This is a genomic window from Bradyrhizobium sp. I1.14.4, assembly GCF_050435825.1.
GTDB lineage: Bacteria > Pseudomonadota > Alphaproteobacteria > Rhizobiales > Xanthobacteraceae > Bradyrhizobium.
Map to the genome: position 1 here is coordinate 425,174 of NZ_JBNDLA010000004.1, position 19,689 is coordinate 444,862.

Sequence of the window (19,689 nt, forward strand, 5' to 3'; positions counted from 1 at the left end):
ATGCTGAAGATCGACAACATCAATCTCTATTACGGTGCGGCGCAGGCGCTGCGTGGCGTCTCGCTGACCGCCGAGCCGGGCAAAGTCACCTGCGTGCTCGGCCGCAACGGCGTCGGCAAGACCTCGCTGCTGCGCGCCATGGTCGGCCAGTATCCGATCGCGTCTGGCGCGATCAATTTCGACGGCAAGGACATCACCGCGCTGAGGCCCTATGAGCGGGCGCGGTGCGGCATCGGCTTCGTGCCGCAGGGCCGCGAGATTTTCCCGCTGCTGACCGTGGAGGAAAACCTCAAGACTGGCTTCGGCCCGCTGAAGCGCGAGGACCGCAACATCCCCGATGATGTGTTCTCGCTGTTTCCGGTGCTTCAGACCATGCTGGGCCGCCGCGGCGGCGACCTCTCCGGCGGCCAGCAGCAGCAGCTAGCGATCGGCCGCGCGCTGGTGATGCGGCCAAAACTCCTGCTGCTCGATGAGCCAACCGAAGGCATCCAGCCCTCGATCATCAAGGATATCGGCCGCGCCATTTCCTATTTGCGCAACCTCGGCAACATCGCAATCGTGCTGGTCGAACAATATCTCGACTTTGCCTGCGAACTCGGCGACAGTTTTGCCGTGATGGACCGGGGTGCGGTGAAATATGCTTGCGACCGCGCAAGCCTCGATCCCGCCGAGATCAGCCGCCAGATGGCGCTGTGAACAGGATGCCACGCCGTTGCGCGCGGCGTGCGTAAGGGAGCGTCGGGGAATGCGGACCGGGACCGCAGGCGCGGCAGCGGCGACGTTTGCGGCAAACCGCGCCCAGGGTTCGGTTCGGTTCGGCGTGCATCTCAGGGATGGCGCCACTCGCCGCGGTGACCTGCATGAGTCAGGCTCGCTGCGCGTCCGTTTCCCGTCGCCGGAGGACAACGGCCTGTCGGCCATGTTCGTCAACACCGCCGGCGGTATTGCCGGCGGGGATCGCTTCGACATTGCGATCGCGGCCGGCGAGGGCGCCCGCCTGACGTTGACCACGGCGGCGGCGGAAAAGGTCTATCGTGCCCCCGGCGCCGCGGCGCGGCTCGACATCGAGCTGAAGGTCGCTGACGGAGCGCATTTCTCCTGGCTGCCACAGGAGACCATCCTGTTTGACCGTGCCCGTATTCATCGCCGCTTCGACATCGACCTTGCCGAGGGCGCTTCGCTTTTGCTGTGCGAGATCGTGGTGTTCGGCCGCGCCGCGATGGGCGAGACCATGCGTCACGGCGAATTCGTCGATCGCTGGCGGATGCGGCGCGGCGGCCGGCTGGTGTTTGCCGAGACGATCAGGCTCGACGGCGAGATCGGCGAGAAGCTTGCCAGGCCTGCGATCGCTAATGGAGGAGGCGCGATCGGCACTGCGCTGATCGTGCCGGGCGATGAGGCGCTGGTCGAACGCATCCGCGAGGCGTCCGATAGCTTCGGCGGCGAAGTCGGCCTGTCCGCCTGGAATGGCTTTGCAATGGCACGCTTCTGTGCCCAAGATGCCGCCCGGCTGCGCGCCGACATGACGACTGTGCTCCGCCGCGCCTCCGCTGTCCCGCTGCCGCGGCTGTGGCTCAACTAGACATTTCCAAACGATCAGAGTGCTCGCATGAATCTGTCTCCCCGCGAAAAGGACAAGCTGCTGGTTTCGATGGCGGCCATGGTGGCGCGCCGCAGGCTGGAGCGCGGTGTCAAGCTGAACCATCCCGAAGCAGTGGCGTTGATCACGGATTTCATCGTCGAGGGTGCACGCGACGGGCGCACCGTCGCCGAGCTGATGCAGGCGGGAGCGAAGGTCCTGACTCGCGCGCAGGTGATGGACGGCATTCCCGAGATGATCCACGACATCCAGGTCGAGGCGACATTCCCCGACGGCACCAAGCTCGTCACCGTGCACGAGCCGATCCGATAGGAGCGCGACATGATCCCCGGCGAACTCTTCATCAAGGACGGCGAGATCGAGCTCAATGCCGGCCGCAAGACCGTGACGCTCTCGGTTGCCAACACCGGCGACCGCCCGATCCAGGTCGGCTCGCACTACCACTTCTTCGAGACCAACCCGGCGCTGAAATTCGACCGCAAGAAGGCCCGCGGCATGCGCCTCGACATCGCCGCCGGCACCGCCGTTCGCTTCGAGCCCGGCCAGACCCGCGACGTCCAGCTCGTGGCACTCGCCGGCAAGCGCGTGATCCACGGCTTCCGTGCCGAGGTGAAGGGGAAGCTGTGACCTTACGTGACGCGGATGCGGCCTTGGTTGTGATCGATTGTGAGGTGAGCACTTTCGTCAGGCTCCCTCCCCCCTTGCGGGGGAGGGTGGGGAGAGGGGTATGCCGCATACTCATGTGAGCGACGTAGCGCGCGATCGCGCCAAGCAGCTCCGCCGCACGATGACGCGGGCGGAGACACTGCTGTGGCGTTATCTCAAGGCCGATCGCGTCGCCGGCCTCAATTTTCGCCGACAAAGTCCGATTGGCAATTACATCGCCGATTTCGTCGCGCATTCTTGCAAGCTCATCGTCGAAGTCGACGGCGAGAGCCATGATTTCGAGGAACGCATCCGGCACGACAAACGGCGGGATGGTTGGTTCAAGTCCCGCGGTTATCGTGTCCTTCGTTTCACTAATGATGACGTGATGAAAAATCTGGAGGGCGTCGTTCTCAGCATCGCGGAAGCGGCTGAGCAAGCGGCACCCCTCTCCCTAACCCTCCCCCGCAAGGGGGGAGGGAACCCTTCCGCTAATGGCTCCCTCACATCTGACATCGATGGAGCGGAGAAGCCGTGACGCAAGATGGAGAAATTTCAACGGGACGTGAGGTGAGCACGCTCCTCAGGCTCCCTCCCCCCTTGCGGGGGAGGGGTGGGGAGAGGGGTAAGCCTCGGGCGCTGACCGAAGTCATTTTGCGATCCCGCGCCAATTGCAACCGCGATCAAAGGGGAGCGCCGTAACCATGCTTCCCGCGATCCGCCTGATCTCCGAAGCTGCCGAGCTTGCCGCGCGCCGTCACAAAGGGATGGCGCGCAAGGGGCGGGGGAGTGAGCCCTACATCAACCATCTCGCCGAGGTCGCGAACCTGCTCGCGCAGGTGACTGACGGCGCCGATGCGGAGCTGGTAGCTGCCGGCTGGCTGCACGACACCATCGAGGACACCGAGACCACGCGCGAAGAGCTCGCGCAAAAGTTCAGCGAGCGCGTTGCCTCGCTGGTGGTCGAATGCACGGACGACATGAGCCTCTCGAAGCCCGTACGCCGGCAGAAGCAGATCGATGACGCTCCGCACAAATCGCCCGATGCAAAGCTGATCAAGACCGCCGACAAGGTCAGCAATATCGGCGCCCGGATCGTGCCGCATCCAGGCAAGGACGAGCGCGACGATCTCGCCGACTATGCGGCCTGGGCCGACAAGGTCGTTGCCGGTTGCCGCGGTATCAATCCGCGGCTCGACCGCATTTTCGACGACACCATTGCGCGCGCCAGGGCCGCGCTGGCTGAAACTGGGGGCTGATATGTCCGTGAAGATCAAGCGATCCGTCTATGCCGACATGTTCGGGCCGACCACCGGCGACAAGGTGCGGCTCGCGGACACCGACCTGATCATCGAGGTCGAGAAGGATCTCACCACCTATGGCGAGGAGGTGAAGTTCGGCGGCGGCAAGGTGATCCGCGACGGCATGGGGCAGTCGCAGGTGACGAACGCCCAAGGCGCCGCCGATACCGTCATCACCAACGCGCTGATCGTCGATCATTGGGGCATCGTAAAGGCCGACGTCGCGATCAAGGAGGGGATGATCGCCGCGATCGGCAAGGCAGGCAATCCGGACATCCAGCCCAACGTCACCATCATCATCGGCCCCGGCACCGACGTGATCGCGGGCGAGGGCAAGATACTCACAGCGGGCGGATTCGACAGCCACATCCATTTCATCTGCCCGCAGCAGATCGAGCACGCGCTGATGGCTGGCGTCACCTCGATGTTAGGGGGCGGCACCGGTCCGTCGCACGGCACATTCGCCACCACCTGCACGCCCGGCCCGTGGCACATGGGGCGGATGATCCAGTCGTTCGACGCCTTCCCGGTCAATCTCGGCATTTCGGGCAAGGGCAATGCGTCGCGCCCGGCGGCATTGGTTGAGATGATCAAGGGCGGCGCCTGCGCGCTGAAGCTGCATGAGGATTGGGGCACCACGCCGTCTGCGATCGACACCTGTCTGTCGGTGGCTGACGATTACGACGTCCAGGTGATGTTGCATTCGGATACGCTGAACGAATCCGGCTTCGTCGAGGATACGGTGAAGGCGTTCAAGGGCCGCACCATTCATGCCTTCCACACCGAGGGCGCCGGCGGCGGCCACGCGCCCGATATCATCAAGATTGCCGGCCTGAAGAACGTGCTGCCGTCCTCGACCAATCCGACCCGTCCGTTCACCCGCAACACCATCGACGAGCATCTCGACATGCTGATGGTATGCCATCACCTCGATCCATCGATCGCCGAGGACCTCGCTTTCGCCGAGAGCCGGATCCGCAAGGAGACCATCGCCGCCGAGGACATCCTGCACGACCTCGGTGCACTCTCGATGATGTCGTCGGATTCGCAGGCGATGGGCCGGCTCGGCGAGGTGATCATTCGCACCTGGCAGACTGCCGACAAGATGAAGAAGCAGCGCGGAGCCCTGCCGCAGGACAAGGGCAACGACAACGACAATTTCCGCGTCAAGCGCTATATCGCCAAATACACCATCAACCCGGCGATCGCGCATGGCGTGTCGAAGCTGATCGGCTCGGTCGAGAAGGGCAAACTCGCCGATCTCGTGCTGTGGTCGCCGGCATTCTTCGGCGTCAAGCCCGACTGCATCATCAAGGGCGGCTCGATCGTGGCGGCGCCGATGGGCGATCCCAACGCCTCGATCCCGACGCCACAGCCGGTGCATTACCAGCCGATGTTTGCCGCCTTCGGCAAATCGCTCACCGCGTCCTCGGTGGTGTTCACCTCGAAGGCTGCGGTCACCGGCGGCCTCGCCCGCAAGCTCGGGATCAGCAAAAAACTCTACGCGGTGCAGAACACCCGTGGAAAAATCTCCAAGAAGAGTATGATCCACAACGACGCGACGCCCGAGATCGAGGTCGATCCCGAGACCTATGAGGTACGCGCAGACGGCGAACTCCTGACCTGCGCGCCGGCCGAGGTGCTGCCCATGGCACAGCGCTATTTTATGTTCTAACGAGCGCGATCAGCAAAAGTGGAATCCGGTTTTGCGTCCGATCGCGCTTCTCTATAAGGTCATCCAGGCATCTGAAGCCAAAAGAGAAAACCGGGAGGAATTTCCGTGATTTACGTCGTTGCCACGCTGACCATCAAGCCCGAAACCCGCGCCGAATTCATCGCTGCGGCGACGGCCTGCATCAAGGAGACCCGCAAGGAGCCCGGCAACATCGCCTACGACCTCCATGAGAGCGTCACCGACCACAGCAAGATGGTGTTCGTCGAGCAATGGGAGAACGCCGAGGCATTGGTGCCGCATCGCACCGCCGAGCACATGAAGACGTTCGGCCGGGTCGCGGTGAAGTGCATGGCCGCGCCGCCAAAGATCGAGGTGATCACGCCCGAGAAGGTCGACGTTCGCTAATAAGAACAAGAACGGGAGAACTCCATGATCTATGTCATTGCCACCACGCCGATGAAGCCGGAGAACAAGGACGACTTCATCAAGGGGCACAAGGCATGTATCGCCGAGACCCACAAGGAGAAGGGCTGCCTCTCCTACGAGGGCCATGTCAGTGTCAACGATCCCAATCTGTATGTGGTCGTCGAGCGCTGGGAAACCCGCGACGACCTTACCGCGCATAGCAAGGCGCCGCACATGAAGGCGTGGCGCGAATATTCCGCCGAGATGAAGACGGGGCCGACGGTGATCGAGATCATCAGCGACGCCAAGGTCCAGAAGCTCTAACGCGTCAACATGAAGGGTTCGATGATCCGCGCAACCAACGTTCTGGGACAGCACCGCTGGAAGGAAGCGGCCGCCGACACCGTCGTGCTCGATTTCGACGACCGGCACCGGCGGCGGATGGTGATATCAGGGACGCGCGGGCTCGAATTCCTGCTTGATCTCGAAAACGCCGTCGCGTTGCGTGGCGGCGATGCGCTGGTGCTGGCGGACGGCCGCCTCGTCGAGGTGGTCGCTGCTCCAGAGCCGCTCGCAGAGATCCGCGGCAGCGATCCGCATCATCTGATCCGGGTAGCCTGGCATCTTGGCAATCGCCACCTGCCGACGCAGATCATGCCGAAGGGTTTGCGCATCCGCCGCGATCACGTGATCGAGGCGATGGTGAAGGGGCTCGGCGCCCGCGTCATCGAGATCGAGGCCCCGTTCGATCCCGAGGGCGGTGCCTATGCTGAGCATGCGCACGCCGACGAGCACGCGCATGCTCATACCGGGCACGATCATGCCCATAGCCGTGCGCACGATCATGGTCACCACGGTGATGGTCATCACCACGGTGATGGTCATCACCATGATCACGGGCATGACCACGATCACCACCATCATGATGAACATTGCGAGCATGCTCATCATCACCACGACCACTCCCATGCTCATGACCCCAAATGAGCCTGACCCCGCCGCGGTGCGCGGCGGGATGGCGGAGGACGAGGCGGCCGCGCTGTACCGGCTGATGACGTGGCTGTCGCCGTCCTTTCCGGTCGGGGCGTTCGCCTATTCCAGCGGCATCGAATGGGCGGTCGAGGCCGGCGACATCGCGGACGCCGCGACGCTGCGCAGCTGGCTCGGCGCGATGCTCACCGACGGCAGCGGATTCTGCGACGCCGTGTTTCTCGCGCAGACCCATCGCGCGGCGTCGGAGCCCGACCACGCCGGGCTGAGGGAGATCGCCGAGCTTGCTGCGGCCTTCGTGCCGTCGCGCGAGCGGCAGCTCGAGACCACGACGCAGGGGCGCGCCTTCATCGAGATTGCCCGTGCCGCCTGGAGTGCACCCGGTCTCGACGCGATGGTTACGGCTTGCAACGGCCCGATCGTCTATCCGGTCGCGGTCGGCATGGTCGGCGCTGCGCATGGCATTCGGCTTGCGCCATCGCTGCATGCCTTCCTGCATGCGGTGCTCTCCAACTGGATTTCCGCGGGCAGCCGGCTGATCCCGCTCGGGCAGACCGACAGCCAGCGCGTGCTGGCCGATCTCGAGCCGGTCGTTGCCGCGATCGCAGCGCGGGCCAATGCGGCCTCGCTCGACGATCTCGGCAGCGCGACCTTTCGGGCCGATCTCGCAAGCCTGCGTCACGAGACACAGTACACGAGGCTGTTTCGGTCATGAGGCACTCTCCGCTGTCGTCCCGGCGAAAGCCGGGACCCATGGCCACCGGCCTTCGTGGTTATGCAAGTCTGCGGCTCCAGCTTCGCGCAACGACTCAATTCGGTGGTAATGGGTCCCGGCATGCGCCGGGACGACGATAACGGAGAGATCGCCTCATGCCCACTTCTCATGGCCCGTTGCGGGTCGGCGTCGGCGGTCCGGTCGGCTCCGGCAAGACCGCGTTGATGGACCTGCTCTGCAAGGCGATGCGTGAACGCTACGACATCGCCGCGATCACCAACGACATCTACACCAAATGGGATGCCGAGTTTCTGGTGCGCTCCGGCTCGCTGACGCCGGACCGCATCGCCGGCGTCGAGACCGGCGGCTGCCCGCACACCGCGATCCGCGAGGATGCTTCGATGAACCTCGCCGCCGTCGCCGACATGCGGGCGAAATTTCCTGATCTCGATCTGGTCCTGATCGAATCCGGCGGCGACAATCTGGCGGCGACCTTCTCGCCGGAATTGGCCGACCTGACGATCTACGTCATCGACGTCGCCGCCGGCGACAAGATCCCCTCCAAGGGCGGCCCCGGCATCACGCGATCCGACCTTCTGGTGATCAACAAGATCGACCTCGCGCCTCATGTCGGTGCGTCGCTCGAGAAGATGGACACCGACGCCAGGCGGATGCGCGGCGAGCGGCCCTTTGTGATGACCAATCTGAAGAAGAGCGACGGCCTCGACCGCATCATCAGCTTCATCGAGACCAAGGGCGGTCTTCGGTCGCAGGCCGCAAGCAAGACGGCCAAAGCGGGCTAGCCGTTAATCATTGTGGCGCCCGGCCTTCCGCTGTTGGGGAGGCCGCGCCAGCTTTACGTGCGCATGGCACCCCGCCGCAAAAAAGCTGCGCAATCGCCGGAACAATTTCCAACTTTGACGATTAGCAACCTTTGGCGCCGCCAAAGACCGCCGGGTGGCGTCGTCGTTAATGTTGCCGACCGGCTCCTGTTGCGTACCGATGATCGCTATTCCATATTCCTTTGCGCCTGGCGTTCATCGCATCCTGATTTGTCGCCGCCCCGCAGAAGCCAGATGCCTACCGTCCCCTTTCGCCACCCCCTGATTGCCGAGTAAGCGTGTGGTTCGACTGGGCTTCATCGTTGCGTTGATTGCGCTGATCGGAGTTCTGCTCTCCGGTCTCGCCGCCTATCGGGTGCACGATCAGGAGCTCGCGATCGACGGCATCGCGCTGGCGCGAGCGATCGACGTCCATGCCAGTCTGGTGCAGGACCGCCTGACCGAGCGCGAGCTGCTGGCACGGGTCGCCTCCGGCTTGTTCCGGGCGCCGTCGATGGTGAAGGCCAACATGCTGCAGCCGCTGCGCTCGGCGATCTACGCCTTCAAGACCGACTTCGTCGTCGCCGCCTGGATCGCACGGCTCAGGCCGAACGAGCTCACCGCGGCGGAGGCCGAGCTGAAGGCCAACGGCTTCACCAATCCGACCATCCGGGATTTCGACGACCAGGCGCTCGACCTCAAGGCGCTCGACAAGCCGATCAACGTGCTGATGGACGTCGAGCCGCGTAATCCGGAGACCCTGAGCATCCCGGGCCGCGCCTTCGACCGCCACTCGGTGGTTGGTCCGATGCTGGCGCGGGCGATGGCAAACGCCAAGCCGGTGGCCTCGGACCCGGTGCCGCTGTTGCGGCAGAACGGTCCGGTCGGGGTCGTGCTCGCCGCGCCGGTGTTCCAGGAGGGCGCGTCCGAGCCGGCCGGCTTCATCACGTTCTCCTACGAGCTGTCGTCGCTGATGCTGACCAACGACGATTCCTCGCTGTTCGCAGTGGCATTGAAGGATCCGCGCGATTCCAACGACGAGTTCACCGCCAACGAGCAGGGCATCGTCACCTCGCGCGCGGTGCGCCAGGACGGCCCGCTTCCGTCGATGGTCCGGACGGTGACCTTCGGTGGCCGTGATTGGTCGCTCGACTATTACGCCAAGAGCAACGCCACCGTGCGTGCGCAGCAGACCGCGACCATCGTCGCGGCGATTGGCCTCGCGCTGACCGGCATCGTCTGCGGACTGTTCGGCTATGTCGCGTACAACAATCTGCGCCTCAGCCGCGAGATCGAGGTCCGGATCGGCTTCGAGCGCCGGCTGACCGCGGTGATCGACGAGCTCAACCATCGGGTCAAGAACATCCTGGCGGTGATCCAGTCGATCGTGACCCGCACGCTGCGGCACGGCGCCGACATCGACGTCGCACGCGAGCTCTTGATCGGGCGCATCCACGCGATGTCGAACGTCGTCACGTTGCTCAGCGAGAGCCAGTGGCAGGGCGTCAAATTGAAGGGCCTGTTCGAGTCCCGTTCGATCCCGCATGCCGACCGGATCGCGGTGAACGGTCCCGATATCACCGTCAGCGCCCGCGCCGCGCAATCGCTGTCGCTGCTGTTCTTCGAGCTCGCCTCGCACTCCGACGAAGGGCTGTCGCTGGTCGGCAAGCATCCGCACATCGTCGCCAATTGGGAGGTCGTCGGCGACAATGCGGACACGGTTTTCCATTTCCGCTGGGAGGAGTTCAACACCAGCCAGGCGACGCGGCGGGCCGACAGTGATTTCGGCCTGATCCTGCTCGACCGGGTCGCGCCCGAGGCGCTCGGTGGCACCGCGAAGCGCTACTTCACCGATGTCTCCTATGTCTACGAACTGACCGCGCCGATGGACACCGTGGTCGACATGAGCGAGCGCGACCGCACCGAGCAGTTCTCAGCGCCGGTGCGCCCGGGGAAGAAATAGCGGCTGCCTCAGGTTGTGCGACCCTCTTGCTGCGCGGATTGATCGAAATCAAGCTCGCGCGAACGCGCGCTGGCATGCTGGCATTATGTGTGACCGAATGTGTGACCGACCCCGGCATCCGTAATAACCCGCAACCGACCGTTAAAACTTCGTTGATCATGCTTAGGCATACCGTGAGCAGGATACCGTTCGAGGACCCCGATGAGGCTTTGGGTCAGCCTGACCTTGCTCGCGGCAGTTTTGCCGGTAGGGCTGTCGCTTGCCTTGACCCCGGCGACGGCGCCCGGCGACCCTGCGACAATTCGTGCCAGCTACCGCCGGCCGGATGTCGTTCCCTTCCCGAGCAGCAATCCCTATTCGAAGGCAAAATCCACGCTTGGGCAGATGCTGTTCTTCGATCCGCTGCTGTCGAGGTCCAAGACGCACGCCTGCGCGAGCTGCCACAGGCCAAGCCTTTCATGGGCCGACGGGCTTCCGCGCGCCATCGGAGAGGATCCGAAAGGCCTGCCGATCCGCTCGCCGACGCTGATCGATGTGGCCTTCTTCGAGCCGCTGGGATGGGACGGCAAGTTCAGGGATCTCGAATCCGTCGCGTTCGGGCCGATCCTCAGTCCGGCGAACCTGAACATGACCGAGCCGGAATTGATCGCGCGTCTCTCGGCGATCCCCGGCTATGTCGATGCGTTCGCTCAAGCCTTCGGAGACGGCGCGATCACGCGCCCGAGGATCGAGGCGTCGCTGGCGACCTTCGAGCGCTCCATCATTGCAGGCGAGGCGCCGTTCGACCGCTGGGTCAAGGGCGACGATACCGCGATCAGCGCATCGGCCCGGCACGGCTTTGAGCTTTTCAACGGCAAGGGACGTTGTTCGTCCTGCCACAGTGGCCCGTCCCTCTCCGACGGATCCTTCCAGGATATCGGCACCGCCAAGGGCCATGACGTGGGGCGCGGCCGTTTCTTTCCGACCTCGGCGAAGCTGAAATATGCCTTCAAGACCCCGACATTGCGCGACGTTGCCCGCCGTGCGCCCTATATGCACGACGGATCGGTTGCAACGCTGGAAGATGTCATCGAGCTCTACAACAGGGGCGGGATCGAACGGCCGAGCCGGTCGCCCGACATCAAGCCGTTGTCTCTGACGGCAGGCGAGAAGGAGGACCTGATCGCCTTCCTGCAAACCCTGACCGCCACGGCCCCGCCGGTGGCGGGGGTGCCCAAACTGCCGCGCTGAGCACGGCCGAAGGCTGTTTCGGACAAGGCTCGTCAGGCGAGATGCGGCAGCGCGGCGCCCAGGAGGCCAAGCCCGACGATCAGGAACGCGCCGGCGCAAGTCTCGAGGGTCGCCGTGCGCGACGGAGATGATTTCGTGACGTAGGCGAGGGCCGACCCCACCCCAATACTTATGATGCTCAACGCTCCGAACATTTAACCGGCCTCCCGATCCGATTTGTCCGGGTTTCACTACGACAGTTGAATTGAGCTCCGATGCCGGAATTAGCTAAAATTCGATGGAACCAGCTGGAAAGACTGCACTAAGAGACAGCCTGGGGCGCGCCTGCCACGATTAACCACGATGCAACCAAGAGATGTCACGGGCAGGCGTAAAGCGTAAAATTTGATATAAGTTAAACAAGTCCTTAAGTGTGTGTGGGCGGTTGGTTCAATGTTTACTGGACGGGCGCGAGATGCCGGCTCGGCTGTGCGCTCCTTTTTTGCCACGTGCCTTGCAGCGGTGTTGTTTTGCATCGTAGCCGCGCGCAGTGCCGAGGCGCATGTCAAATGGTTCTGCGCCTACGACGTCGCCGGCCAGCCGCGCGGGCTCGGGAATGTCCTTTGCCTCGACTTTGAGCTGCTGCTCGGCGTCGCCGTCTTCTGGCTGTTTGCGGGCTGCCTGATCGAGCCCACGTCGCTCGGCGATGCCACGATCCGGGTGCTGGACCGCATTACCGCGGGACTGCGGCTGCGCACCGAATTGATGATGCGCGCCGTCTGCGCGTTCTTCTTCATCTCGGTCTGGGCCGTCGGCGGGATCCTGCTGACGCCGGAGTTGAAGACGTCATCGCCGCTGGTCGGCGCGTTGCAACTTGCCATCGCTGCCGGGATGCTGTCGCGGCGTACGCTGCCGCTGTCGGCCGCGGGGATGGTGATCCTGTTCGGGATCGGTGTCCGCGGCTACGGCATCTTCCATCTCGCGGACTACCCGATTTTTCTCGGCGTGGCCGCCTATTTTGCGCTCATCGGGCTGAACAAGGATCTGTTCGGAATCCGGCCGATCGATGTGATGCGGTATGCCGCTGCGGTGACGTTGATGTGGGCCTCGATTGAAAAATGGGCCTATCCGGAATGGAGCTTCCCGCTCCTGATCGAGCATGCCTCGATGACGCTCGGCTTCGACAGTGAGTTCTTCATGCGCGCCGCCGGCATGGTCGAATTCACGCTGGCCTTTGCCTTGATCTGGACGCCTTTGATCCGGCGCTGCGCCGCTGCGGTGCTGACGGGGATGTTCATCAGCGCCTGTTTCGAATTCGGCAAGATCGACACGATCGGACATTCGGCGATCATCGCCGTCCTGCTTGCGATTGCCGCCGACAACAAGGTCTTGCCGCGCGATCGTCGCGCGGCATGGCTTGCCCCGGTCGCGCTCTGTGCCGCGCTGTCGCTGACGTTGTTCGTCTACTATTTCGGTCACGCTGCGATCTTCAAGACGTCGGTCCTGTAGATCGTCGCCGCCTGCGCGGCGCTATTTGGCGACGCGGACGGCGAGCTTCATCTTCGGATGAATGCCGCACAACACGGTGTAGTCGCCGGGCACGGAAAAGGTGACGTCGAACTTGCTGCCCGGCTGCTGGTCACCCGAATCGAAACTGAACGTATCGGTGCTCAAATAAGCGTGATGCAGCAGCTCGCCATCATCGTTAATGAACCGTAAAACCTCGCCGCGCTTGATCGAGATTTCAGCGGGTTTGAATTCACGATCCTGCTGCGAAATGACGTAGGGACTGGCACCCAGAGCGGCCCCGGCAAATGCTCCCGTGACAATCGCCGCTGCAAATGGCACATGGCCGAACTGCCCCAGGCGCAAGGCGCGCAACAAGCCTGACTGCATGAGAACCCCGCTTGAACCTCGAACACCCAACATCGGCTATCCCAGGGGCAAGTGGTGCCTCCCGGATTGCCTGTAACGGTGATTATCGCCGGCTGATCTTAACGATTTCAGCATGAGTTCCAGTCACTACTAATGCAATTTTGAGCAGACAGTAATTTACCGCAGCGCTGCGCGTTTGTGCGTAGCTTGAGTATCGAGCACTACGGCGAAACGCGGGCATGGACAGCCTATTTGGCAACCTCAAGGTGAAAAGCGGTGCGGCCTTTCGGTTCGCAACCGGCCGCCTGTCGCGTCTTGCCCTGACGACGGGCTCGATCCGCACCCAGATACTGATTTTTTGCCTTGCGATGAGCGCCGTTGCCGTCGCCCTCGGCGGATACTCCATCCTTGGCATCCGCCACGCCGGCGATCTGGTGGCCAAGACGTTCGACGAATCCCTGATGTCGATCAATTACGCCCGTGCGGCCGGCGCAGACTTTGCCTCGATGCGGGTCGCCTCGTCGCAGCGCCTGCTGACCACGGATCCGGAGATCCGTGCCGGCCTCGACAGCCAGATCGAAAAGCTTGCGAAGACACTCTCGGAAGATCTGGCGATCGCAGCCGATCGGTCGCAGTCCTCGCGGGCCGCGCAAGCTGTCGCGAAGGTTCAGGAAGCCGCCGACGCCTGGATGACGCTGCATCGCCGTGCGATCGGATCTTCGCTCGAGGGAAACTCGGCGGCCGATCCGCATGCATCGGGCACCACGGTCGGCGACGTCGATCGCTACTCCAGGATCGTCAGCCAGCAGGTTGAGCTGCTGGTCAACTATACGGCCGGCGACGGCTTTCTGTTCCGCCAAAAGGCACTCTCGACGATCAAGCGGGACCTGCAGCTCAACGTGGCCGGGCTGACCATCGCGCTGTTCCTGTCGGCGCTGTTTTCGTGGTTGTTGGCGCGCCGGATTATCGGGCCGGTCGCCATCGCGTCGAGGGCCGCGCGCAGTATCGCCGGCGGCGACCTCGACGCAACCGTCCCCAAGGGCGGCACCGACGAGCTTGGCACGCTGCTGACCGCCATGGAGACCATGCGCGACAACATCAGGCGGATGGTCAATCAGGAGGTGTCGCAACGTCGCTCCGCGCAGGCGCGGCTTTCAGATGCGCTTGAAACGTCGCGTGAAGGCGTCGTGCTGCTCGATGCGGACGGCCAGGTCGCGCTGGCCAACTCGCGCGCAAGTGAATTCATCCGGCTCTCGCCGCAGCTGCTGCAGTCGGATCGGCTCGATGCCGCCAGGCTCTCGCCCGCCGAAGGTGACTTCGATGGGTTCGCGAGCGAGGCGCAGCTGTCCGACGGGCGCTGGCTGCGCGTCAGCCGGAGCGAGACGCAGGAGGGCGGCGTCGTCCTCGTCTACAGCGACATCTCCGCGCTGAAGCAGCAGAAGGCGCAGCTGCATGAGACCAATCTGCGGCTCGATGCGGCGCTCACGCACATGTCGCAAGGGCTGTGCCTCTACAACAGCGAGGCGCGGCTGCAGGTCGCCAACCGCCGGTTCTGCGAGATCTTCGATATTTCGCCGGAGCTCGTCGTTCCCGGAATGACCATGGAGGACGTGCTCGACCTGAGCGTCGCTGCCGGCAATCATGACGACCGGACCGTCGCCGATCTGCTGGCGGAACGCGAGCGATCGATGGCCCAGCACGACGGCAACTATCTGCAGCATCTCAGCGATGGACGGATCATTGCCATCGCGCAACGGCCGACTTCCGACGGCGGCTGGCTCGTCACCTGCGAGGATGTCACTGAACAACAGCGGGCCGAATCGCAGATCGCGTTCATGGCTCGGCACGACGCCTTGACCAAGCTGCCGAACCGGACGTTGCTGGCCGAGCGGATCGAGCTGGCGGTTGCACAGGTCGGTCGCGGACTTGGCTTCGCCGTGTTCTGCCTCGACCTCGATAATTTCAAGCAGGTCAACGACACGCTCGGGCATCCGGTGGGCGACGAGCTGCTGTGCGCGGTTGCGGATCGGCTCAATGCCTGCGTCCGTGAGATCGACACCGTCGCGCGTTTGGGGGGCGATGAGTTTGCGGTCATCCAATGCGGCGTCCACAGCGCAGACGAGGCCGAACGCCTCGCTCGCCGCATCGTGGAATGCGTCGGCGCTCCATACGAGCTGAACGGGCATCGCGTCGTCGTCGGATGCAGCGTCGGCATCTCAATGTCGCCGGGCGATGGCACCACGGGCGAGAAGCTCCTGAAGAACGCCGACGTCGCCTTGTACCGCGCCAAGATGGAAGGCCGGGGCACCTGGCGGTTCTTCGAGCCTGCGATGGACGCCAGCCTGCAGCGCCGCCGGGCAATCGAGCTCGACCTTCGCGAGGCGATGGCCAAGGACGAGTTCTCGCTGTTCTACCAGCCGCTCTACGATCTCCATCTCGACCGCATCTGCGGCTTCGAGGCGCTGCTGCGCTGGCATCATCCCAAGCGCGGACTGGTGCCGCCGGACCAGTTCATCTCGATCGCCGAAGAGATCGGTCTGATTTGTCCGCTGGGAGAATGGGTGCTCAATCGTGCCTGCGAGCAAGCCGTCACCTGGCCCAGCGAGATGAAGCTCGCGGTCAACGTTTCCGCGGTCCAGTTTCGTGATCCAGACTTCATCGACGTCGTTGCCGGCGCGCTCGTGGCGTCAAAATTGTCGCCGCACCGGCTGGAACTCGAAATCACCGAGTCCGTCTTCCTGGCGAACAGCAACGAGACGCTTGCAACGCTGCACAAACTGAAAGCGCAGGGACTGCACATCGCACTGGACGATTTCGGTACCGGCTATTCCTCGCTGAGCTATCTGCGCAGCTTCCCGTTCGACAAGCTCAAGATCGACAAGTCCTTCGTGCGCGACGCGACCGCGACGCATGGATCGAAATCGATCGTGCGTGCCGTCATCAGCCTCGGCAGAAGCCTTGGCATGACCACGATCGCAGAGGGCATCGAGACCGTTGAGCAGCTGAATCACATGCGGGCCGAGGGCTGCAACGAGGCCCAGGGTTTCCTGTTCAGTCATCCGGTCCCGGTCACCGAAATCGCGGCCAAGATTCTCGAATTGAGAAACGGCTTCAAGCCGCCCGCTGTCAAAAAGGCGATGGCCAGCTAAGCCCCAGCACAAAGCGGCGGGAGCGTAGTTCGCGTCAACCTGACCTGTTCTTTCAATAAAAAAAGGCGGCCCGATCGGGCCGCCTTTTCATTTGGGCATTGCGCTTGTCTAGCCGCCATTGCCGCCGATCACGGCGCGCACGGTGTTGTCGGGACCGAAATCCTCGGCGCTGTCGACATAAAGCAGCGCGGAGAGCTTCGATCGCGCGCGGTTGACGCGGCTCTTGATGGTGCCGACGGCACAGCCGCAGATCGCCGCAGCATCCTCGTAGGAGAAGCCGGAGGCACCGACCAGGATCAACGCCTCGCGCTGGTCCTGCGGCAGCTTTTCGAGGGCGGCGCGGAATTCCTCGAACTCCAGATGCGCCGCCTGCGACGGCTGGCTCTTCAGCGTCTTGGCATAGTTGCCCTCGGCGTCCTCCACCTCGCGCCGCCGCTTCCGGTAATCGGAGCGAAACAGGTTGCGCAGGATGGTGAACAGCCACGCGGGCAGGTTCGAGCCGGGCTGGAACGAATCGATGTTGGCGATCGCGCGCAGCAGGGTCTCCTGCACCAGATCGTCGGCGCGGTCACCATTGCCGGACAGCGAGATCGCGAACGCGCGCAGGCTCGGGACCGACGCAAGGATATCGTCGCGAAGTTCATTCGTGAGAGGCATTAGTCCCCTCCATTGTTCTTGTCGGTATCGCCCCCGGCGACGGCCGCCGCCGCAGCCTCCGGCCCGTCGAGTTTGCGGATCAGCTCCGCAAAGCGGTCGGGTACACCTTGTCGCACCACGTCATCGTACATGGCGCGAAGCTGGTGGCCGATTCTGGATTGAATCTCGGCGTTGAGACCGCCCTGCTTCTTTACTTCCTTCATGATGTGATCCACGCTTCCCCGGGAGTTAAGTCTCTGATTTTCAAGTCGTTTCCTCGAAAAAAGAGGCTGGCCGCGTTGCCTCGTCGGTCACGAGCTAATGCAAAGTTGCGCAGAAAGTTCCGAGAGGCTGGAACTATTTCGTGGAACTTTTCCGGCTTTCGCGCGTAATCGGGCTGCAGGGGAACCGGGGTCGCCCCAGAACTGGATTCTGTACGCTGGATTCTGCCGCCCCCAGATCACGGGTTTCAGGTCGCGAGGCCTAAGAACAAGGATGGAGTGGGAATGTCCCGATCGCAGATCGTTGCCGAACACCTTCCGCTGTTGCGCCGTTACGCTCGCGCACTGACCGGAAACCAGGCGTCGGGGGACGCCTATGTCGGGGCCATGCTCGAGGCCCTGTTGCAGGACGGATCGTTGCTGGATCAGACACACGGGCCGCGCGCGGGCCTGTTTCGACTGTTCACCCAGATCTGGAATTCGGTGTCGGTGAACAACAACGACAATGCCGACGTGGCGACGCTGTCGCTGCCGCCGGAGCGCCGGCTCTCCAACATCACGCCGCTGCCGCGCCAGGCGTTCCTGCTGCTTTCGCTGGAAGGCTTTTCGGAGGAAGAGGTCGGCTACATTCTCGGCACCGATATTGCCGAGACGCGCAAGCTCACGGATGCCGCCGGCCGCGAGATGGCCGCCGAGATCGCGACCGACGTCTTGATCATCGAGGACGAGACCTTCATCGCCATGGACCTCGAGAGCCTGGTGAAGAATCTCGGCCACAACGTCATCGGTGTTGCGCGCACCCATTCCGATGCGGTGGCGCTCGCCAAGAACAAGAAGCCGGGCCTGATCCTCGCCGACATCCAGCTCGCCGACGGATCATCAGGCCTCGATGCGGTGAACGAACTGCTGCGGACCTTCGAGGTGCCGGTGGTGTTCATCACGGCCTATCCCGAACGCTTCCTGACCGGCGAGCGGCCGGAGCCGGCGTTCCTGATCTCAAAGCCGTTCCAGCCGGCGATGGTGTCGGCGGTGGCGAGCCAGGCGCTGTTCTTCCAGCGCAACTCGCGCAACCGCACGCCGCGCGCGGCATCGGCATGACCTGAACTACATAAGCGGGCAAAATCCCGGCGTACCGAAAGGTGCGCCGGCTTTTTCTTGCGGACGGCTTCGATATCGAAGTTACCTGCGTGTGACGCGGACCGGCATCGTGCTGAGCGCCCGCAGGCCCGAGCTGTCGCGGAAGGCGACGGGGCCTGCAATGTCGAACTGCCTCACGCGGCTGGCGAGCGCTGCGATCACGGCCTCCGCCTCCAGCCGCGCCACCATCTGCCCGACGCAGCCATGGATGCCGACTCCGAAACCCATGTGTCCGGACAGCCGCCGCCTGACATCGAACTGGTCGGCATGCTCCCAGCGCGTCTCGTCGCGATTGGCGGAAGCGAGCAGCAGAAGCACTTTCTCGTGCTTGCCGATCTTCACGCCGGCGATCTCGGTGTCATGCGGCGTGGTGCGAAACACGAACGGTGCCGGTGAATCGAAGCGCAGCGTCTCGTCGAACGCCGCGCGCGACAGCGACGGATCGGCTGCAAGCAATGACCATTGCTCGGGATGGCGCGCGAGCGTGTACAGCGCCATGCCGATCGCGCTGATCGTGGTGTCGAGCCCGGCCGAGAGCAGTGAGCGCACCAGCAGCGGAGCTTCCTCCGTGCTGATCTCGCCGGCGTCGGACGCCTCGTAGACCTGCGCGCCAAAGCTGCCCGGGCGCAGCGCCTCCCGCTGACAGCGCGCAGCGACCCAGGGCAGCACGTGTGGCGCCTGCTGCATCAGATCGCGAAAATAGTCGTTCTCGGGCCCGAAGCCGGCGAACACCATCGCGCCATAGGTCAGGAAGTTCTCGCGGCCCTCCTGGTCGATGCCGAGCGCGTCGGGAAACACGCTGACCGGAAACACCTCCGCGATGTCCTTGATCGCGTCGAACGATCCGCGCTCGACCAGCCCGTCGATCAGCCGGGTCGCCATTGCCTTGAAATCATCCGCGAGCCGTCGCATCGCACCGGGCGAGAGAATTCGCGCCAGCACCGCGCGAGTCCGGGTGTGTAGGGGCGGATCGGCTTCCAGCACGATGCTCGGCGGTCGCCATGGCTTTTCCTTGAAGTGGTTGGCAAGCCCCGCGCCGCCGGCGTTGCTGAAATTGACGTGGTCTCCGAAGATCGTCTTGACCTCGGCAAAGCGCGGCACCGCCCAGATGTCATATCTGGTCAGGCGAATGAGAGGTGCCGCGGCACGTAGCGCCGCATAGGTGACGTAGGGATCGGCCCGCGTCGCCGGGCTGAATGGATCGAAATCGCTGCGGACGACCGCACCGGCAAGGGGGCTCACAGGGCTGCTCATTCGGATCCTCCCGCTTCCTAGTTAATTGACCATAGTCAATTAACTAGGATATGGCAAGGGAGAGCCTCGTTTCGATTCCATCGGAACGGAAAA

General features: G+C 63.6%; 22 protein-coding genes. 17 read left to right on the forward strand and 5 right to left on the reverse strand.

The window, feature by feature from the left end; translation table 11 throughout:
- The 14 genes from urtE to ABIB78_RS11875 all read left to right on the forward strand — a co-directional run bounded on the left by urtE (nt 1) and on the right by ABIB78_RS11875 (nt 11,345).
- Nucleotides 1–696, forward strand: a complete 696-nt coding sequence (urtE, locus tag ABIB78_RS11810) for an urea ABC transporter ATP-binding subunit UrtE (protein WP_429024408.1) — start codon at nt 1–3, stop codon at nt 694–696.
- A 49-nt stretch (nt 697–745) separates the two neighbouring features.
- The gene (locus ABIB78_RS11815; protein WP_429024409.1) at nt 746–1,582 is read left to right on the forward strand and encodes an urease accessory protein UreD; all 837 of its coding nucleotides are present in this window, start codon (nt 746–748) and stop codon (nt 1,580–1,582) included.
- Nucleotides 1,583–1,609: 27 nt separating this feature from the next.
- Nucleotides 1,610–1,912 carry an urease subunit gamma gene (locus ABIB78_RS11820; protein ID WP_028334687.1) on the forward strand — a complete coding sequence of 101 codons (303 nt, stop codon included), beginning with the start codon at nt 1,610–1,612 and terminating at the stop codon, nt 1,910–1,912.
- Between the two features lie 9 nt (nt 1,913–1,921).
- Entirely contained in the window at nt 1,922–2,227 is a 306-nt protein-coding gene (locus tag ABIB78_RS11825; protein WP_016847280.1) for an urease subunit beta, read from the forward strand.
- A gap of 100 nt (nt 2,228–2,327) precedes the next feature.
- The gene (locus tag ABIB78_RS11830) at nt 2,328–2,783 is read left to right on the forward strand and encodes an endonuclease domain-containing protein (RefSeq protein WP_429024411.1); all 456 of its coding nucleotides are present in this window, start codon (nt 2,328–2,330) and stop codon (nt 2,781–2,783) included.
- Nucleotides 2,784–2,949: 166 nt separating this feature from the next.
- Nucleotides 2,950–3,504 carry an HD domain-containing protein gene (locus ABIB78_RS11835; protein WP_429024413.1) on the forward strand — a complete coding sequence of 185 codons (555 nt, stop codon included), beginning with the start codon at nt 2,950–2,952 and terminating at the stop codon, nt 3,502–3,504.
- Nucleotide 3,505: 1 nt separating this feature from the next.
- A complete protein-coding gene (gene ureC / locus ABIB78_RS11840) occupies nt 3,506–5,221 on the forward strand; it encodes an urease subunit alpha (protein ID WP_429024415.1) in 1,716 nt (571 codons plus the stop codon).
- A 105-nt stretch (nt 5,222–5,326) separates the two neighbouring features.
- Complete coding sequence (locus ABIB78_RS11845; RefSeq protein ID WP_024581875.1) at nt 5,327–5,626, forward strand: putative quinol monooxygenase; 300 nt, start codon at nt 5,327–5,329, stop codon at nt 5,624–5,626.
- Between the two features lie 24 nt (nt 5,627–5,650).
- Complete coding sequence (locus ABIB78_RS11850) at nt 5,651–5,950, forward strand: putative quinol monooxygenase (protein ID WP_429024416.1); 300 nt, start codon at nt 5,651–5,653, stop codon at nt 5,948–5,950.
- A gap of 21 nt (nt 5,951–5,971) precedes the next feature.
- Nucleotides 5,972–6,613 (forward strand): urease accessory protein UreE, encoded by a 642-nt coding sequence (locus ABIB78_RS11855; protein WP_429024417.1) that lies wholly within the window; start codon nt 5,972–5,974, stop codon nt 6,611–6,613.
- On the forward strand, nt 6,594–7,331 hold the full coding sequence (locus tag ABIB78_RS11860) for an urease accessory protein UreF (protein WP_429024520.1): 738 nt from the start codon (nt 6,594–6,596) through the stop codon (nt 7,329–7,331). The genes ABIB78_RS11855 and ABIB78_RS11860 overlap by 20 nt, the downstream gene beginning before the upstream one ends.
- Before the next feature lie 155 nt (nt 7,332–7,486).
- A complete protein-coding gene (ureG, locus tag ABIB78_RS11865; RefSeq protein ID WP_429024419.1) occupies nt 7,487–8,134 on the forward strand; it encodes an urease accessory protein UreG in 648 nt (215 codons plus the stop codon).
- Between the two features lie 319 nt (nt 8,135–8,453).
- Complete coding sequence (locus ABIB78_RS11870) at nt 8,454–10,115, forward strand: CHASE domain-containing protein (protein WP_429024420.1); 1,662 nt, start codon at nt 8,454–8,456, stop codon at nt 10,113–10,115.
- A 201-nt stretch (nt 10,116–10,316) separates the two neighbouring features.
- A complete protein-coding gene (locus ABIB78_RS11875; protein ID WP_429024421.1) occupies nt 10,317–11,345 on the forward strand; it encodes a cytochrome-c peroxidase in 1,029 nt (342 codons plus the stop codon).
- Nucleotides 11,346–11,377: 32 nt separating this feature from the next.
- On the opposite strand, the gene ABIB78_RS11880 is transcribed toward ABIB78_RS11875, so the two are convergent.
- Nucleotides 11,378–11,539: a hypothetical protein gene (locus ABIB78_RS11880; RefSeq protein WP_429024423.1), complete on the reverse strand. Its 162-nt coding sequence runs from the start codon at nt 11,537–11,539 to the stop codon at nt 11,378–11,380.
- A 310-nt stretch (nt 11,540–11,849) separates the two neighbouring features.
- Here ABIB78_RS11880 and ABIB78_RS11885 point away from each other — a divergent pair, with 310 nt between their 5' ends.
- Nucleotides 11,850–12,833, forward strand: coding sequence for a hypothetical protein (locus ABIB78_RS11885; protein WP_429024424.1), 984 nt, complete (start codon nt 11,850–11,852; stop codon nt 12,831–12,833).
- A 21-nt stretch (nt 12,834–12,854) separates the two neighbouring features.
- On the opposite strand, the gene ABIB78_RS11890 is transcribed toward ABIB78_RS11885, so the two are convergent.
- Nucleotides 12,855–13,220 carry a methylamine utilization protein gene (locus tag ABIB78_RS11890; RefSeq protein ID WP_429024426.1) on the reverse strand — a complete coding sequence of 122 codons (366 nt, stop codon included), beginning with the start codon at nt 13,218–13,220 and terminating at the stop codon, nt 12,855–12,857.
- Nucleotides 13,221–13,438: 218 nt separating this feature from the next.
- On the opposite strand from ABIB78_RS11890, the gene ABIB78_RS11895 reads away from it, so the two are divergent.
- Entirely contained in the window at nt 13,439–16,348 is a 2,910-nt protein-coding gene (locus ABIB78_RS11895) for an EAL domain-containing protein (protein WP_429024428.1), read from the forward strand.
- 108 nt (nt 16,349–16,456) lie between these two features.
- Here ABIB78_RS11895 and ABIB78_RS11900 read toward each other — a convergent pair whose 3' ends face one another.
- Nucleotides 16,457–17,005: a sigma-70 family RNA polymerase sigma factor gene (locus tag ABIB78_RS11900; RefSeq protein ID WP_016847265.1), complete on the reverse strand. Its 549-nt coding sequence runs from the start codon at nt 17,003–17,005 to the stop codon at nt 16,457–16,459.
- Nucleotides 17,005–17,208 carry a NepR family anti-sigma factor gene (locus ABIB78_RS11905; protein ID WP_018269610.1) on the reverse strand — a complete coding sequence of 68 codons (204 nt, stop codon included), beginning with the start codon at nt 17,206–17,208 and terminating at the stop codon, nt 17,005–17,007. The genes ABIB78_RS11900 and ABIB78_RS11905 overlap by 1 nt, the downstream gene beginning before the upstream one ends.
- Before the next feature lie 282 nt (nt 17,209–17,490).
- On the opposite strand from ABIB78_RS11905, the gene ABIB78_RS11910 reads away from it, so the two are divergent.
- Nucleotides 17,491–18,303, forward strand: a complete 813-nt coding sequence (locus ABIB78_RS11910; protein ID WP_016847263.1) for a response regulator — start codon at nt 17,491–17,493, stop codon at nt 18,301–18,303.
- Nucleotides 18,304–18,384: 81 nt separating this feature from the next.
- Here ABIB78_RS11910 and ABIB78_RS11915 read toward each other — a convergent pair whose 3' ends face one another.
- The gene (locus ABIB78_RS11915; RefSeq protein ID WP_429024430.1) at nt 18,385–19,596 is read right to left on the reverse strand and encodes a cytochrome P450; all 1,212 of its coding nucleotides are present in this window, start codon (nt 19,594–19,596) and stop codon (nt 18,385–18,387) included.
- Nucleotides 19,597–19,689: the final 93 nt, after the last annotated feature.